Origin of the sequence: Tenacibaculum sp. (genome assembly GCF_050290165.1) — a bacterium.
Taxonomy (GTDB): Bacteria; Bacteroidota; Bacteroidia; order Flavobacteriales; family Flavobacteriaceae; genus Polaribacter.
Map to the genome: position 1 here is coordinate 301,498 of NZ_JBNKHD010000004.1, position 16,409 is coordinate 317,906.

16 protein-coding genes are annotated in these 16,409 nt (G+C 31.8%); 1 reads left to right on the forward strand and 15 read right to left on the reverse strand.

Going from position 1 to position 16,409, the window contains the following annotated elements; translation table 11 throughout:
* Positions 1-76 precede the first annotated feature (76 nt).
* The 3 genes from obgE to secDF all read right to left on the reverse strand — a co-directional run bounded on the left by obgE (position 77) and on the right by secDF (position 5,329).
* Positions 77-1,066, reverse strand: a complete 990-nt coding sequence (gene obgE, locus ACQY6M_RS06500) for a GTPase ObgE (RefSeq protein ID WP_428741222.1) — start codon at positions 1,064-1,066, stop codon at positions 77-79.
* Between the two features lie 78 nt (positions 1,067-1,144).
* Positions 1,145-2,263, reverse strand: coding sequence for an adenylate kinase (locus tag ACQY6M_RS06505; RefSeq protein ID WP_428741221.1), 1,119 nt, complete (start codon positions 2,261-2,263; stop codon positions 1,145-1,147).
* Positions 2,264-2,350: 87 nt separating this feature from the next.
* On the reverse strand, positions 2,351-5,329 hold the full coding sequence (gene secDF, locus ACQY6M_RS06510; RefSeq protein WP_428741220.1) for a protein translocase subunit SecDF: 2,979 nt from the start codon (positions 5,327-5,329) through the stop codon (positions 2,351-2,353).
* Positions 5,330-5,537: 208 nt separating this feature from the next.
* Between secDF and ACQY6M_RS06515 the strand changes: the two genes are divergently transcribed.
* Entirely contained in the window at positions 5,538-7,214 is a 1,677-nt protein-coding gene (locus ACQY6M_RS06515) for a formate--tetrahydrofolate ligase (protein WP_428741219.1), read from the forward strand.
* 141 nt (positions 7,215-7,355) lie between these two features.
* On the opposite strand, the gene ACQY6M_RS06520 is transcribed toward ACQY6M_RS06515, so the two are convergent.
* The 12 genes from ACQY6M_RS06520 to thrS form a co-directional block, all read right to left on the reverse strand.
* Complete coding sequence (locus ACQY6M_RS06520) at positions 7,356-8,483, reverse strand: serine hydrolase domain-containing protein (protein ID WP_428741218.1); 1,128 nt, start codon at positions 8,481-8,483, stop codon at positions 7,356-7,358.
* Between the two features lie 191 nt (positions 8,484-8,674).
* Complete coding sequence (locus tag ACQY6M_RS06525) at positions 8,675-9,250, reverse strand: YceI family protein (protein WP_428741217.1); 576 nt, start codon at positions 9,248-9,250, stop codon at positions 8,675-8,677.
* A gap of 28 nt (positions 9,251-9,278) precedes the next feature.
* Entirely contained in the window at positions 9,279-9,632 is a 354-nt protein-coding gene (locus ACQY6M_RS06530) for a SnoaL-like domain-containing protein (protein ID WP_428741216.1), read from the reverse strand.
* Positions 9,633-9,726: 94 nt separating this feature from the next.
* Positions 9,727-10,311, reverse strand: a complete 585-nt coding sequence (locus ACQY6M_RS06535; protein WP_428741215.1) for a Crp/Fnr family transcriptional regulator — start codon at positions 10,309-10,311, stop codon at positions 9,727-9,729.
* A 122-nt stretch (positions 10,312-10,433) separates the two neighbouring features.
* Positions 10,434-10,871, reverse strand: a complete 438-nt coding sequence (locus tag ACQY6M_RS06540) for a DoxX family protein (protein ID WP_428741214.1) — start codon at positions 10,869-10,871, stop codon at positions 10,434-10,436.
* Between the two features lie 12 nt (positions 10,872-10,883).
* Positions 10,884-11,336, reverse strand: coding sequence for a carboxymuconolactone decarboxylase family protein (locus ACQY6M_RS06545; RefSeq protein WP_428741213.1), 453 nt, complete (start codon positions 11,334-11,336; stop codon positions 10,884-10,886).
* Between the two features lie 79 nt (positions 11,337-11,415).
* Positions 11,416-11,988 (reverse strand): Crp/Fnr family transcriptional regulator, encoded by a 573-nt coding sequence (locus ACQY6M_RS06550; protein WP_428741212.1) that lies wholly within the window; start codon positions 11,986-11,988, stop codon positions 11,416-11,418.
* Positions 11,989-12,111: 123 nt separating this feature from the next.
* Complete coding sequence (locus tag ACQY6M_RS06555) at positions 12,112-12,696, reverse strand: hypothetical protein (RefSeq protein ID WP_428741211.1); 585 nt, start codon at positions 12,694-12,696, stop codon at positions 12,112-12,114.
* Positions 12,697-12,792: 96 nt separating this feature from the next.
* The gene (gene rplT, locus ACQY6M_RS06560) at positions 12,793-13,137 is read right to left on the reverse strand and encodes a 50S ribosomal protein L20 (RefSeq protein ID WP_028891166.1); all 345 of its coding nucleotides are present in this window, start codon (positions 13,135-13,137) and stop codon (positions 12,793-12,795) included.
* A gap of 93 nt (positions 13,138-13,230) precedes the next feature.
* Positions 13,231-13,428, reverse strand: a complete 198-nt coding sequence (rpmI, locus tag ACQY6M_RS06565) for a 50S ribosomal protein L35 (RefSeq protein WP_028891165.1) — start codon at positions 13,426-13,428, stop codon at positions 13,231-13,233.
* 51 nt (positions 13,429-13,479) lie between these two features.
* Positions 13,480-13,992, reverse strand: a complete 513-nt coding sequence (gene infC / locus ACQY6M_RS06570; RefSeq protein WP_428741656.1) for a translation initiation factor IF-3 — start codon at positions 13,990-13,992, stop codon at positions 13,480-13,482.
* A gap of 71 nt (positions 13,993-14,063) precedes the next feature.
* Positions 14,064-16,010 (reverse strand): threonine--tRNA ligase, encoded by a 1,947-nt coding sequence (gene thrS, locus ACQY6M_RS06575; RefSeq protein ID WP_428744932.1) that lies wholly within the window; start codon positions 16,008-16,010, stop codon positions 14,064-14,066.
* Positions 16,011-16,409: the final 399 nt, after the last annotated feature.

Here is a 16,409-nt window from a genome sequence, read left to right on the forward strand (position 1 = left end):
ATAAAAAAGCAATCTACAGGTTACTGAGCGTAGCCGAAGTAAGATTGCTTTTTTAAATTTTATTTGTAAAGATGAATTAATTCAACATTTGCCATAATTTATCTTTCAATTCTGTTAAACCTTGTTGGGCAACAGAAGAGATAAATACAGTTTCAATACCTTCTGGTAAATCTTGTTTAATTTCTTCTTTTAATTCGTCGTCTAGCATATCCGATTTTGAGATAGCTAACAAACGTTGTTTGTCTAGCAATTCAGGATTATGCTTGCGTAATTCATTCAGTAAGATTTCATATTCTTTTTGAATGTCTTCACTATCGGCAGGAATTAAAAAGAGCAAGGTAGAGTTACGTTCAATATGACGTAAAAAGTGATGTCCTAATCCTTTTCCTTCAGCAGCTCCTTCAATAATTCCAGGAATATCTGCCATAACAAAACTCTGATGATTACGGTATTCTACAATCCCTAAGTTAGGTTTTAAGGTTGTAAAGGCATAATCAGCAATTTTAGGTTTTGCAGCGGTAATAACCGATAACAAAGTTGATTTTCCTGCATTAGGGAAACCTACTAAACCAACATCGGCTAAAATTTTTAATTCGATGCGAAACCAGCCTTCTTGTCCGTCAATACCTGGTTGGGCATAACGAGGAGTTTGATTGGTTGACGATTTAAAGTGCCAGTTACCACGACCACCTTTACCACCTTCTAATAAGATGATTTCTTGTCCGTCTTCAATAACTTCGTGTAAAATCTCGTCAGTATCCGCATCACGAATAATAGTTCCTAACGGAACAGGAACCACAACATCGGCACCATCATGACCAGTACTACGGCTAGCACTACCGTCACCACCATGTTCGGCTCTGAAATGACGTTTAAATTTTAAATGGAAAAGTGTCCACATATTTTTATCACCACGTAATATAATGTGACCACCTCGACCACCATCACCACCATCAGGACCACCTTTCGCGATATATTTTTCGCGATGTAAGTGAGCAGATCCACGACCACCTTTACCCGATGATGCGTAGATTTTAATATAGTCGACAAAATTTCCTTCAGTCATTTTCTTTAAGTTTAAATCTCTGTATTGAGATTAGTTGTTACAGTAAAAAACTCCCGCATGTAGCGGGAATTTGATTTCTTATAATGTGTCAAATACGTCCGATAAACGTTGTGTGATTTCTTCAATAGAACCTACACCGTTTACTCCGTAATATGTACCTTGAGCTTCGTAAAAATCTTTTAAAATAGCTGTTTTAGTATTGTACTCGTTAAAACGATTACGGATTTTACTTTCATCCATATCGTCAGTACGACCACTTGTTTTTCCTCTTTCTAACAAACGCTCTACTAATAAATCTTCTGGTACTTCTAAAGCAACCATTCCGTTGATACGTTCATTTTTTTCCGCCAAGAAAGTATCTAAAGCTTCAGCTTGTGATTCTGTACGAGGGAAACCGTCAAAAATAAATCCAGCAGCCTCTGCATTTTTGTTTACTTCATCCTTTAGCATGTCAATAGTAACTTCATCAGGTACTAAATCACCAGCATCAATATATTTTTTAGCTAATAAGCCTAATTCAGTTTCGTTTTTAATATTAAATCGGAATACTTCTCCTGTTGAAATGTGTACTAAATTATATTTTTCTCTTAAAACTTCTGCTTGAGTACCTTTTCCTGCACCTGGAGGGCCGAATAATACGATGTTTTTCATTTTGGGTTGTGTTGTTAATTGATAAATAGCAGGTAAATTTCTACCATAACCTTTGTAATCGAGTCCATAACCTACAATAAACTTATCTTCAATGCTTTTTCCAATATAGTCTATATGCAGCTCTTTACGATATACGTCTGGTTTGTAAAAAAGAGTAACTATTTTTAATTCTTTTATATTTTTTGTTTTAAAGATTTCATAAATCTCTTGAAGGGTTGTACCAGTATCGATAATATCTTCTAAAATGATAACAGTACGTCCTGATAAATCTTCATTAAGACCAATTAAGTTCTTTACATTTTCTGTTGAGTTGGTACCTTCATAAGAAGCCAACTTCACAAAACTTATTTCACAATTACCTTTATACTGACGCATAAAATCGGCTGTAAAAACAAAGCATCCGTTTAAAATTCCCATAAAAAGAGGAACTTCATCTTTAGGTAAATCGTTTCTTACTTGTTCAGCTAAAGAGCTAACAATGCTAGAGATTTCATCAGGAGCGATGAACTCTTTAAAGTATAAATCGTGTAGTTTTGTAATTTTCATCAGACTGCAAAGATAGTTGCTTGATATTAAATGAAAAAACCGTTTTGAAGTTTATTCAAAACGGTTTTTTATATGTTTATATATGGGTTACTTTTTTTCTTCTTTTTTAGAAACGTCAAACATAATTGGAGTTGCTACAAATAATGAAGAGTAAGTACCTACTACTACACCTATGATTAATGCAAACATAAATCCTTTAATACTGTCTCCTCCAAAGAAGAAGATAGCTAACATTACTAATAATGTTGTTAAAGAGGTGTTGATGGTTCTACCTAAAGTAGTACATAACGCTTTGTTTACTAAGCTAGCAGTAATTGAGTTTTTACCTTCTGTAAACTCTCTAATTCTATCAAAAATTACCACGGTATCGTTTAATGAGTAACCTACTACTGTTAAGATTGCCGCAATAAATGATTGACCAATTTCCATATCGAATGGCATGAATTTGTATAGTAAAGAGAATACTCCTAATACTACTAATACATCGTGGAAAACAGCCACCACTGCACCGATAGAGTAAGCCATTTTTCTAAAACGTAATAAGATGTATAAGAAAACGATGATTAATGAACCTAATACCGCCCATAATGCAGCTTGTTTAATATCATCAGCAATAGTTGGGTCTACTTTCATAAAGCTCATAATTCCATTTCCTGCTTTTTCAAAACCAGGTTTGAAATCTTCGTAGCTCGTACTTCCTAAATAAGGCTTTAATCCGTTGTATAAAGCATTTTGAACAACTTCATCAACTTCTGTACCTTCTTCATCAATTTTAAAGGTAGTCGTTATTTTTAATTGGTTTTCTGAACCGTATGTTTTTACTTCTGGAGCAGTACCAAAGGCATCTTTTAAAGTAGTAGCGACTTCGTTACTCTTCATCGCTTGATCAAAACGAACAACATATGAACGTCCTCCTTTAAAATCTACACCTTGCTTTAAACCTACAGTTAAAATAGATACTAAACCAACTACGATAAAAAATCCTGAGACGATATACGCAATTTTACGTTTTTGTAAGAATTCAACTGTAATGTTCTTAAACCAGTTTTTAGAGATGTTAGTATTGAAAGTTAATTTTGTACCTCTTGCAACTGCACCATCAATAAATAAACGAGTGATAAAAATAGCTGTGAATAAAGAAGTACCAATACCTAACATTAACGTATAAGCGAACCCTTTAATTGGCCCAGTACCAAAAACGTATAAGATTACCCCTGTTAAGAAAGTAGTAATGTTAGCATCAATAATAGCAGATAAAGCTCCTTTGAAACTAAATCCTTCTTCTACAGATGTTCCTAAACCTTTCCCTTCATTTAAAGCTTCTTTAATTCTTTCAAAAATAATTACGTTGGCATCAACCGACATACCTATGGTTAAGATAATACCAGCAATACCAGGTAACGTTAATACAGCTCCGAATGCTGCTAACCATCCAAAAATAAATAAGATGTTAACTGCTAAAGCAATGTTAGCATATAAACCAGATTTACCATAGTATAATACCATCCACCCTAAAACTAATAAAATAGCTAAGGCAAATGACCACATACTTGCATCAATAGATTCTTGTCCTAAAGAAGGTCCTACAACTTCTGCTTCAATAATACGAGCAGGAGCAGGTAGTTTACCGGCTTTTAATACCGTAGCAATATCTTGTGCTTCGTTCACGGTCATTGAACCTCCAGAAATTTGAGTGCTACCTCCTGTAATAGGTCCATTAACTGTTGGTGCAGTATATACATAATCATCTAAAACAACAGCAACAAATTTCCCAGTATTTTCGGTGGTCATTTTCGCCCATTTTTTAGTTCCTTCTCCATTCATTAACATTGAAACAATAGGCTTGCTTAATTGGTCATAATCTTGTTTAGCATCAGCAATAACATCACCATCAATAGGAGCTTTGTCAGCTCTGTTAGATTTAATAGCATATAAACCAATTATTTCTGAGGTACCATCTGCGCTTGGTTGTGCTTTATAATCCCATAAAAACTTAACATACTTTAAGTTGTTAGGTAATAAAGATCTTACTTCTTTATTGTGTAAGAAGCTATTTACCTTAGCTGTATCCTGAACTCTTGCATGTGCAACTAAAGAACTCATTTGTTGTTGAGATTGCGCAATGTTTGGGAATAAATAAGTAAATAAGTTCTTTTGATTTTCAACTTTAGTTGAATCTGCTGATTCGCCTAATAAATCATCAATATTATCAGCTTTAGCTGAATCTTTAACTTGTTCAGTTGTTGAATCGTCTTTTAATAACTCTGCTACTTTAGCATTTACAGCAAAGAAAAAGTTTTGAACTTCAGCATTTGTGTATACTTCCCAAAACTGTAATTCAGCAGTACTTTGTAATAATTTTTGAACACGTTCAATATCTTTAGCTCCTGGTAATTCTACTTGAATTCTACCTGAAGTACCAATACGTTGAATGTTTGGTTGTACTACTCCAAATTTATCGATACGACTACGTAATACCTCAAAAGCTGTGTTGATAGATGTGTTGATTTCTTCTTGTAATGTCGATTTAACTTGCTCGTTAGTTTTATTGAAATCAATCTTATCTCGTAAAGATTTGGTACCAAAAATAGAAGGGTCGCTTAACTTAACACTTCCGTTACTTAAACTTTCAAATTGATTGAAAAATAAATCTAAGTAATCACTTTGGCTGTTTTTTTGAGCTTCATCAGCTTTAGCTAAAGCTTCAAGAAATACAGGGTTTTTTGAGTTGTTTGATAATCCAACTAAAATATCCTTTACAGATACTTGTAAAATTGCATTAATACCACCCTTTAAATCCAAACCAAGGTTCATTTGGCTTTTCTTGATGTCATTGTAGCTGTATTTAGCAAATATTAAATCTATAACTTCTTTATTAGCTACACTATCTAAGTATTTTCGTTCATATTTCGCTAAAGCTCTACCATTGTTATCTGGAACATTTGCTTTCGCATACTCTTTCGCACTATCTTCTACCTTATTGGCAAAAAACGTAAACGATAATTGATAAATACTCACTATACCAAAAAGAATAGCAAATAATTTAATTAATCCTTTGTTTTGCATTGTAAAAATTTTAAATCGACATTATTTTATAAAACGTGCAAATATAGCGTTTCAATAAAAAAAAAGCCAATTCTTTTACCATATTTACGTCATTGGGAAATATTTAGGAAGAAATTGCTAATAAATGTCAGATTTTATAGGAATTATATTGTGTATATTTACTTACTTTTTTTAAAAACAGAATAACTTAAATTTTAAACGATTTGCAATGGCGCATTTAACCGATATTGAAATTGCTCAAGCAAAAGAATTACAACATATTAAACACATAGCTGATAAGTTACATATAAAGGAAGATGATTTAGAAATGTATGGAAAATACAAAGCTAAATTACCTTTAAATTTGATTGATGAAGAGAAAATAAAAGAAAATAACTTGGTGTTGGTAACTGCATTAACACCAACTCCAGCAGGAGAAGGGAAAACCACAGTTTCTATAGGTTTAACTGAAGGATTAAATAAAATAGGAAAACAAGCTACGGTTGTGTTGCGCGAGCCTTCATTGGGGCCTGTTTTTGGAATCAAAGGAGGTGCAGCAGGAGGAGGATATTCTCAGGTAGTTCCTATGGAGGATATCAATTTACATTTTACAGGAGATTTCAATGCCATTGAAAAAGCTAACAATTTATTATCAGCTTTAATTGATAATAATATACAAAGTAGCGTCAATAATTTAAATATTGATCCAAGAACCATTTTATGGAAGCGTGTAATAGATATGAACGATCGTGCTTTACGCCAAATAACAATTGGTTTAGGGGGGACAGCAAACGGAATTCCAAGAGAAGACGGATTCAATATTACTCCTGCATCTGAAGTAATGGCGATTTTGTGTATGGCGACTAGTTTTGACGATTTAAAAGAGCGTTTAGGAAATATTTTTATTGGGTTTACTTTTGATAAAAAGCCTGTTTTTGCTCGTGACTTAAAAGCGCAAGATGCTATGGCTATCTTATTAAAAGACGCTATTAAACCTAATTTAGTACAAACTTTAGAAGAAAATCCTGCAATTATTCATGGTGGACCTTTTGCAAACATTGCTCAAGGAACTAATACGATTATAGCCACTAAAATGGGATTATCTTTATCAAACTACGTAGTAACAGAAGCAGGTTTTGGAGCAGATCTAGGAGCAGAAAAATTCTTGAACATAAAATCACAATATGCAGGTTTAAATCCTAAATGTGTTGTGTTAGTAGCAACAATAAGAGCATTGCGTCATCATGGAGGTTCGCCAAAAGAAGAATACAATACTCCAAGTTTAGAGCGTGTACAAAATGGATTTAAAAATCTAGAAAAGCATATAGAAAACATTAGAAAGTTTAATATTGAGCCTGTAGTAGCCATCAATTCTTTTATTTCTGACACTGAAGAAGAGGTAAATTATGTAATTGATGCTTGTGCTAGTTTAGGTGTACAAGCGGTTGTTTCAGAAGGATGGGCTAAAGGAGGAGAGGGAACTAAAAAATTAGCAGAGGCCGTAGTTGATGTAGTTGAAAATAAGGCTACGCAGTATAAACCTTTGTACGATTGGAAAAGTCCTGTAAAAGAAAAAATAGAGAAGATTGCTAAAGAAATTTATGGAGCAACAGGAGTAACCTATGATAAAAAAGCCGAATTAAATTTACGAAGAATAGATCGATTAGGATTTAACGATTTTGCTATTTGTATGGCAAAAACACAAAAGTCTTTTTCAGACAATGAAAGTTTAATAGGAAGACCAGAAGGATTTACTGTAAATGTTCGTGAAATAGAAATTGCTGCTGGAGCACAATTTATCATTCCTATTTTAGGAAAAATGATGCGTATGCCTGGGTTACCTGCAATTCCTGCTTCTGAAAATATGACGATTGATAACAAAGGAGTAATTTCAGGGTTGTCATAAAAGTATGCAATCTATATACTGTAACTAAGAATGGAACAGTTTTAGCATAAAATAAAATCCCGAGTTTATTGCTCGGGATTTATTATACACTTTAATTATTAAAAGTTGCTATTTAAGATACATGTATAAATTATGAGATTTTTATTTCAATTTATCTATAATCTTATCTAGAGTGTTTTTTAAATGATTATGGGTTTTGTCATCTTTTTTGTTAGTTATAATAAAAACTCCTATTTGTTTATTAGGTATTAGAGTTAACCAAGAGGAGGTGCCAAATGCTCCACCATTTTGAAAAATTATATCGGGTTTGTTTTTATTGATAAATATTTGCCAGAAAAGTCCATTGTCGAAATCTTCCCATAACCCAAGTAGTTTTTTATGAGAGATTTTAATTACTTCATCGTTTTGATTTAAATGGAATCTCATGTATTTTATCATGTCTCCTGTAGTAGATAGAATACCACCTGCTGCTTTCATTGGCATTTCAGGTTCAAAAGGCATTTTTTGGTTTTTACCATTATATCCTTGTGCTAAGAGTTTTTTTTCTTCTTCTGTTAATGTTATTTTGGTATTATTCATTTTTAAAGGAGTTAATATTTTCTTTGTTAATAACTCTTCAAATGACATTTTATAAATATTCTCTAAACAATAACCTAATAGATTTGCTCCAGGATTCGAATATCCAAATTTTGTTCCCGGTACTGTATCTATCTTTACCATATGAAGTTCGTTAAAAAAATCTTTTTTTGTAAAATCTTTTTGTAGGTCAGTAATCAGAAAAGGAAGCTTTTCTTTGTTTGAAGAGGTGAAAATTTCGGGTTTGTTTGGGAAAATAATTGGTAAGCCACTTCTATGAGTTACCAAATTTCGAAATGTAATTGGGTGCCCTTGATACTCTAAATTAGGAAAATTACCTTTTAAGTAATTTCTAATGTCATCATCTAAAGATACCCTTCCTTCAGTTATAGCTTGAGCTAACAGAATACCACTAAAAGTTTTTGTTAAGGATGCTATTTCATATATTGTATTCTTGGTAGGGTAGGTGTTCATCCCTTTATCTAATTTACCTTTATGAAATTCATAAGTTTTTCCTTTGTAATAAACTCCTAACGAAGCTCCATTTATTTCAGGTTTAGAAATTAAAGTGTCTAGTTCCTTTGAAATTAATATAGCTATATCATCTACTCGTTGATGTTTTTTGGTTTTACAACTAATAATTATGCTACAAATAATTAAAGTAAATACGACTGTTTTAAAGTTTAATGTCATTTTGTTTTAAGCTAAAGACGTAAGTTTATTTTTAATGTTGCATACTTTTTCAATAATAATATTTGTTTCACTTATTAAAAGTGATAAGCTGTGATAAATAAAATGATAATCAAACTAAAAAAGCAACTCTTTAGTTACACTTGGTAACTAAAGAGTTGCTTTTTGTTTTAGAAAAGATATTCTAAAAAATATTAAAATTCTAAATCAGCCACTAAGTCGAACTCGTCATAAATAGCTTTGTCTTTTAATCCGTCAAAGAAACTTGTAGAACCATAACGTACATCAAATTTAGATCGATCTACTTTTAAAGTAGCATTTGCTTTGTTTCCATAAACAGAAAGATCAAATGTGATTGAGTTTGTTTTTCCTTTAATGGTAATATCACCAGTTACTTCGTATGAGTTTTTACCAGTAGCTTTTACATTGGTAAAAACTAAAGAAGCTGTTGGGTGTTTTTCTACACCAAAGAAATCATCAGATTTTAAATGACCTTCTAATTTCCCTTTATAAGCTCCATTTAAATCTGTGTTAGCAATGGTAGACATATCCATAATAAATTCTCCGCCAACTAACTTGTTATTGTCAAAAGTTAAAGAACCTGATTTTATGGCAATAGTCCCCTCGTGAGATCCTGTTACTTTATATCCTTTCCAAACAACTTTACTTTTGTCAACTTTAATTTCTTTCTTGTCATTAAGTGTGGTAAAAGAAAAAGTAACCAAAGCTAGTAAGATTACTGCTGTAATTTTTTTAATTGAATTTTTCATTTTTTAATAGTTTAAGTGTTAGAATAAATTATGCTCCGTAATAAAATTTTTCTTTGATGATTTTTCCATCCTTCCAATCCTGAACAGCAACTTGAGTATAATTTCTTACACCCCAATCTTTGTGTGTGTAGTCAAAGTGCCATTCAACCATGGTAGAATTTTCTCCAATGGTTACTTTTAAAGGTTTAGCACCTCTAAATTCTGTAATTGCTCCAAAGAAATCTTCCTCTCTTTGTCTGTTAGCTTCTTTTCCTGTAACGATAGGTTGATCATTTTCTTGCATTTCTACATCTTCATGGTAAAACAGATCAAAAGCTTCTAAAGCTTTTCCTTGAAGAATCATATCGTTTATTGCACTAATTTTTTCTAGTAATGTACTCATTTTATTTGTCTTAAATATTATACTACAAATATCTGTAGCATTTATAAGTTATAAAATGAAGTAGTTTATGAAATGATGTTAATCTAGTTTAACATTATTGCTCATAAATAAGCTGACTCTTAATTTTACTTAAAAACTCTTTGGTTATTCCTAGGTACGAAGCAATCATATATTGCGGAATTCGTTGTTCTATTTTTGGGTAGCTTTCTCTAAAAATTAAATAGCGTTCCTTAGCAGTTAAGCTAAAATTTCTGATGATTCTTTTTTGAGAAGCTACAAAAGCACGTTCAACTATTTTTCTGAATAAACGCTCCAGTTTTGGAATTTCAGCATACAGTTCTTCTAAAGCTTCATAGGTGAATTGAATGAGTTCTGTATTTTCTAAACATTGCACATTAAAATCAGCAGGTGTTTGCGAAATAAAACTACCCATATCATTTGTCCACCAATCTTCAATAGCAAACATAACAATGTGTTCTTGCCCTTCTTTATCTATATAAAAAGTTTTGGTACAACCCGAGGTAATAAAATTGACAGTTTTACAAACATCTCCTTGTTGTGTTATGTACTGCCCCTTAAGATAACTTCTATGTGTTGTTTTAGAGAGTAATATAGATTCCTCTTCAGCAGTAAAAGCTATATACTTATTAATATATTCTAATAGCGGTGCGTGTGTCATTTTTGACTTTTTTAGATGTCATTTTTTTCAAGAAACATCGTTTTACAACGAAATTACATGAAATAACATAAAAAATCAAAAAAGCAGCCTAATGTTAAGACTGCTTTTTAAAGAGAAATATATTAATCAATGTTTTGTTTGTTTTTTAAAAGAGTGTCAACTTCAAAAAAACTTTCATTAATGTAACTTAAAGCAAAAGCAGCTGCAGCAGCACTAAATACAGAGTAATCTAATGGTGCCTTAGCGCCAGTACTAAATAACATGGAAAGTGCAAAAGCTAATAAAAGGTAACCACTTAGCTTAGCAACTAATTTTGTTTTAAAACCAATAAGTAAGCAAACAGCAAATACTATTTCAGCAATTGTACATAAAAAAGCGATAGGTGAAATAAGAGCTTGAGGAAACCATGGGTTTATTAATTGAGTATAGGCTACAAAGTTATTCCAGTTACCCCAAACAGAAACTTCTTTACTCCACATTCCAAATCTGTCCGCTACAGCAGATAGAAAACTAGCTGCAAGTGATAATCGTAAGAAGAGTACTGTAATTTTTATATACATGATAAATTGGTTTTAATGATTCACTTTATAATTACCAGGAGTAAATTCGAAAACTTTCATTAAACGATTCCAGGTATTTATTTGTGAAATAGCTAATGCAATATAACATATTTCTTCTTTTGAAAATAGCGTAGCTAATGTTTCATGCATTTCGTTTGAAAGCGGGCTAGTATCTATATAAGTTAGAGATTCTGTAAGTGCAAGTATAGCTCTTTCTTTTTCTGAGAAATAAGGAGTGCTTTCCCAAACACATAATGAAGAAAGACGTAATTCAGTTTCACCTAAATGCTTTAATTCTTTGTAGTGCATATCTACACAATAAGAACATCCATTTTTTTGTGAAGCTCTTAATCGTATTAATTCTAATAATTTTACATCTATAACAGAATTGTTAAGAGAGTTTTCAATAGCCATTAAATTTTCAAACATGCCACTTGGGATATCTTGGTATGTAATACGTTCCATAATTTTTGTGTTTTATAATTATGGAGTAAAATTAGAAACTAAACAAAAGATAAAAATTAAGACATCTTAAGAAAGAAAATTATTTTGCTCGCCTTCTAAGTTCACTTAAATATTCAGGGGTGATTTCTAGATACGAAGCAATCATGTATTGAGGAACTCGTTGAACAAAGTTTGGTAAGCTTTCTACAAAATTAAAATAACGCTCACTACTTTTCATTTGAAGAAAAACATCCGTTTTACGAAGATTGGCAATAAGCATATTTTCAGTAATAATTCTGAATAAACGCTCCAGTTTAGGAACTTTTAGATATAAATCGTCTAACTCTTCTTTAGAAATACATAATACAGTAGTGTTTTCAATTGCTTGAATATATTGTGTTGAAGGAGTTTTTTTTAGAAAGCTTTCCATATTAGTTACCCACCAATTGTCTAGGGCAAAAAGAGTAATCTTTTCATTCCCTTTACTATCTATATAAAAAGAGCGAACAAGTCCTTGGATAATAAAATAGTGGTATTTACAAACCGTGTTTTCCTTCAAAAGGAATTCTTTTTTTTGAAAGGTTTTTACTTTTAACTTTTCGTAAATAAGAGTTATTTCGTTATCGTTAAAAGTAACGTATCGATTAAAATACTTTTCTAGTTGTTCTCTCATTTTTGTATGAGTATTTTCTAATATTGAATCTATTCAGGAACGAAATTAAATGAAAAATATGGTGTATAAAAAAAAGCAACTCATTTACGAGTTGCTTTTTTGTTTTATGTGTTAACAAGAAGGTTAATTTACACCTCGTTGTTTATTTATTTCATCTTGCAGTTGTCTGCGTAATTTTTGTTCTTTCTCTAAAGATTTTCTTTTGTGTTGCTCAAACTCTTCCTCAGTATCAGCTAATAAACTTTTAGTTTCTTTAGTAACTATGTTACTATTATTAAATCGATAAATAAAGAAGGCTAATCCAGCTAGTAAAGCAAAAATGATTCCCCATACTATGGTGTTATATGTAGTTTTTTGTAGTGGAATTCCGATAAATGAGATAGCATCCTCTTTGTCTATAGAAGTTGTTAAATCTTTATTTAACGTATCTATTTTTGCTTGTAACTCGGTAATGCTTTTTTGTTGTTCGTTTATTTTAACTTGTTTAGAAGCAGCATCCGTTTTAATTACTTTTATACTATCTAATATGCTTTTTTGTAGCTTCAAGTATTCATTTTTCTTTATTACCTTATAAATTTGATAATTGTTTGATTCTTTATAAAGTTCAATAAATTGATTCTCAACGGTGTTAGGCTGCGTTGGAGCATTATCTTGAGCAATAATACTTTGAGTAAAAATAAAGATGAATGCTATTTTTAAAAATTTCATAGGATAGATATTTTTTATTTCAATAATAATATAAGATAGTTTAAAAAAACCCAAACGTTGAGGTTTGGGTTTTTAGTATAAGCAAGGTTATGAAACTTATTTTACTTTTTCTACAATGGCCTTAAAAGCTTCTGGGTTGTTCATAGCTAAATCAGCTAAAACCTTACGGTTTAATTCGATGTTATTAGCTTTTACTTTCCCCATAAACTGTGAGTAAGACATTCCGAACTGACGAGCTCCAGCGTTAATACGTTGAATCCATAATGAACGGAAGTTTCTCTTATTGTTTTTACGGTCACGGTATGCATAAAGCATTCCTTTTTCAACCGCGTTTTTTGCTACAGTGTAAACGTTTTTACGACGCCCAAAGTAACCTTTTGCTTGCTTCAAGATTTTCTTTCTTCTATTTCTTGAAGCTACTGAATTTACTGATCTTGGCATAATTCAAATTGTTTTTGTAGTAGGCGACTTATTTAAAAGTTCTTAATGTGCCCAACTCCATGGTTAATAATTAATTTACTACCTAGCTAACAATTATTTTAAAACTAATTGTTGCTTAATGTTTGCTTCATCAGACTTGTGTACTAATGTAGCGTGTGTTAATGCTAGCTTACGTTTTTTAGACTTCTTTGTTAAGATGTGGCTTTTAAACGCATGCTTTCTTTTGATTTTTCCAGAACCAGTTAACTTGAAACGTTTCTTGGCACTAGATTTTGTTTTAATTTTAGGCATCTTTGTTTTTAGTTTTATCTTGCTTATATATTTTAATCGTAATCTTATTTTTTACTTTTTAGGAGCAATAAACATAATCATACGCTTTCCTTCTAACTTTGGCATTTGTTCTACTTTACCGTATTCTTCAAGATCTTGGGCTAACTTTAATAATAAAATTTGACCTTGCTCTTTAAATACGATAGAACGACCTTTAAAGAAAACAAAAGCTTTTAGTTTTGAACCATCTTGTAAAAACTTGATAGCATGCTTCTTTTTAAATTCATAATCATGTTCGTCAGTTTGAGGCCCGAAACGAATTTCTTTTACAGTTACTTTGGTAGCTTTTGCTTTTAAAACTTTTTCACGTTTCTTTTGCTCGTATAAGAACTTTTTGTAATCAATAACTTTACAAACAGGAGGAACAGCTTTAGGTGATATTTCAACTAAATCTAATTCTAACTCTTGTGCTATTTCTTTTGCTTTAGCTAAAGAATATACACCTACTTCTACGTTATCGCCTACAAGACGAACTTCATCAACATATTTAATCTTATCATTAATTCTATGCTGATCTTCTTTAATTACTCTTGCGGGTTTTCTCCCACCTTTTCTTCTAATTGCTATGACTTATAAATTTAAAATTACTATCTTTTTTAATTTCCAAAAGGAACCAACGTCTCACTAACTTCTTTCTGTATTAGAGAAATGAATTCTTCTATAGTAAACGTTCCTAAGTCCCCTTCGCCATGTTTCCTTACAGATACTGTGCCGTCTTTTTCTTCTTGTTCACCAACAATGACCATAAATGGTATTTTGTTAACTTCGGCATCACGAATCTTTCTTCCTGTCTTCTCGTTACGGTTATCAACGAGGGCGCGAATTTCGGAATTTTCCAACAAAGTTAAAACTTTTTTGGTATAATTTTGATATTTCTCACTGATTGGCAGTATAATAACTTGCTCTGGAGTTAGCCAAAGTGGGAAATTACCACCAGTATGTTCAAGTAATACTGCAATAAAACGTTCCATAGAACCAAACGGTGCACGGTGAATCATTACTGGGCGGTGTAATTGATTGTCTGCTCCTTTATAATGTAAATCGAAACGCTCTGGTAAGTTATAATCTACCTGAATAGTTCCTAATTGCCAACTTCTACCTAAAGCATCTTTAACCATAAAGTCTAACTTAGGACCATAAAAGGCAGCTTCTCCTTCTTCAATCACATAGTTTAAACCTTTATCTTTAGCGGCATTGATAATTGCTTGCTCAGCTTTTTCCCAATTTTCAACAGAACCTATGTATTTGTCAGGGTTTTGCATATCTCTAATAGATACTTGAGCAGTGAAATTTTCAAAACCTAAAGAACCAAATACATACAATACTAAGTCGATTACATTTTTAAATTCCTCATCTAATTGTTCCGGAGTACAGAAAATATGAGCATCATCTTGAGTAAATCCACGTACACGAGTTAATCCGTGTAGTTCTCCACTTTGTTCATATCTATATACGGTACCAAATTCGGCAAAACGTTTAGGTAATTCTTTATATGAATAAGGTTTGTGGTTGTATACTTCACAGTGATGCGGACAGTTCATCGGTTTCAATAAAAACTCCTCATCTTCTTTTGGAGTAGTAATTGGTTGAAAACTATCTTCACCATATTTAGCATAGTGACCAGAGGTAACATATAATTCCTTTTGACCAATATGTGGGGTCATGACCATTTCATAACCAGCTTTCTTTTGAGCTGCTTTTAAGAAATCTTCTAATCGGTTACGTAAGGCAGCACCTTTTGGTAACCATAAAGGTAACCCTTGTCCTACTTTTTGAGAAAAAGTAAATAACTCTAATTCTTTACCAAGTTTTCTGTGGTCACGTTTCTTAGCTTCTTCAAGTAATTCTAAATATTCTTTTAACTCTTTTTGCTTAGGGAAAGAGATTCCGTATACACGAGTAAGCTGATTATTATTTTCATCACCACGCCAATATGCACCAGCAACATTCATGATTTTTACAGCTTTAATAATTCCGGTATTAGGAATATGACCACCACGACATAAATCGGTAAAATCACTGTGATCACAAAAAGTGATATCACCATCCTCTAAACCTTCAATAAGCTCTACCTTATATTGGTTGTTTTGTGCTTCATAGTAAGCTAAAGCGTCAGCTTTAGAGATAGAACGCATTTTAAACTCTGCTTTTTCACGAGCACGTTCCAAAAATTTCTTTTCTATTTTATCAAAATCTTTTTCAGAAATAACATCTTCTCCAAAATCAACGTCATAATAAAAACCATTTTCAATAGCAGGTCCAATAGTCAACTTTGCGTTCGGATAAAAATCTTGAATAGCTTGCGCCAATACGTGAGCAGATGAATGCCAAAAAGCTTTCTTACCTGCTGTATCATTAAAGGTATATAAAACTAACGAGCCGTCTGTGGTAAGCGGAGTAGAGGTTTCAATGGTTTTTCCTTCAAAACTAGCTGAGATAACATTTCTAGCTAAACCTTCACTAATACTTTTAGCAACATCCATTGGAGTGCTATTCTTTTCAAACTCTTTGACGCTCCCGTCAGGTAATGTAATTTTAATCATTATATATATGTGTTATATGTAATTTCCTTACAAGTGGAAATTTTGAATCGCAAAGATATTGTAAAAGCATTTTTCATACAATATATATATAAGGTATTTCAAAAACAGATTTCATTTCCGGTTATTACGCTTGTTGTTTGTCGTCGTCAAGGTTTAAATATACTAAATGTAGTGTTTTTACTGCATCTTTATATATAGAATGACATGATGTTTCTATAGTTAACTAGAAGATTCCCTGTTTTTAGTGGATAATGGATGGTATCTCAAGTTCAAAATCAAAAAACTTTTGTATGTAAAGTATTAATTTTTAAAAGGTTAAAAAAAGGTTTAGAAAAAAGGCAAAAAAAGTCATTGTGTATTCAAAAAGGGTTCTATATTTGCACCCGCAAACGGAGCAGC

Excerpts from the sequence above, each read along its gene's own strand:
- ACQY6M_RS06505 (WP_428741221.1), bottom strand. The coding sequence starts at position 2,263 with ATGAAAATTACAAAACTACACGATTTATACTTTAAAGAGTTCATCGCT.
- ACQY6M_RS06530 (WP_428741216.1), bottom strand. The coding sequence starts at position 9,632 with ATGAGTACATTACTAGAAAAAATTAGTGCAATAAACGATATGATTCTT.
- ACQY6M_RS06535 (WP_428741215.1), bottom strand. The coding sequence starts at position 10,311 with ATGACACACGCACCGCTATTAGAATATATTAATAAGTATATAGCTTTT.
- obgE (WP_428741222.1), bottom strand. The coding sequence starts at position 1,066 with ATGACTGAAGGAAATTTTGTCGACTATATTAAAATCTACGCATCATCG.
- ACQY6M_RS06525 (WP_428741217.1), bottom strand. The coding sequence starts at position 9,250 with ATGAAAAATTCAATTAAAAAAATTACAGCAGTAATCTTACTAGCTTTG.
- ACQY6M_RS06515 (WP_428741219.1), top strand. The coding sequence starts at position 5,538 with ATGGCGCATTTAACCGATATTGAAATTGCTCAAGCAAAAGAATTACAA.
- ACQY6M_RS06540 (WP_428741214.1), bottom strand. The coding sequence starts at position 10,871 with ATGTATATAAAAATTACAGTACTCTTCTTACGATTATCACTTGCAGCT.
- thrS (WP_428744932.1), bottom strand. The coding sequence starts at position 16,010 with ATGATTAAAATTACATTACCTGACGGGAGCGTCAAAGAGTTTGAAAAG.
- ACQY6M_RS06520 (WP_428741218.1), bottom strand. The coding sequence starts at position 8,483 with ATGACATTAAACTTTAAAACAGTCGTATTTACTTTAATTATTTGTAGC.
- secDF (WP_428741220.1), bottom strand. The coding sequence starts at position 5,329 with ATGCAAAACAAAGGATTAATTAAATTATTTGCTATTCTTTTTGGTATA.
- ACQY6M_RS06545 (WP_428741213.1), bottom strand. The coding sequence starts at position 11,336 with ATGGAACGTATTACATACCAAGATATCCCAAGTGGCATGTTTGAAAAT.
- rpmI (WP_028891165.1), bottom strand. The coding sequence starts at position 13,428 with ATGCCTAAAATTAAAACAAAATCTAGTGCCAAGAAACGTTTCAAGTTA.
- ACQY6M_RS06555 (WP_428741211.1), bottom strand. The coding sequence starts at position 12,696 with ATGAAATTTTTAAAAATAGCATTCATCTTTATTTTTACTCAAAGTATT.
- rplT (WP_028891166.1), bottom strand. The coding sequence starts at position 13,137 with ATGCCAAGATCAGTAAATTCAGTAGCTTCAAGAAATAGAAGAAAGAAA.
- ACQY6M_RS06550 (WP_428741212.1), bottom strand. The coding sequence starts at position 11,988 with ATGAGAGAACAACTAGAAAAGTATTTTAATCGATACGTTACTTTTAAC.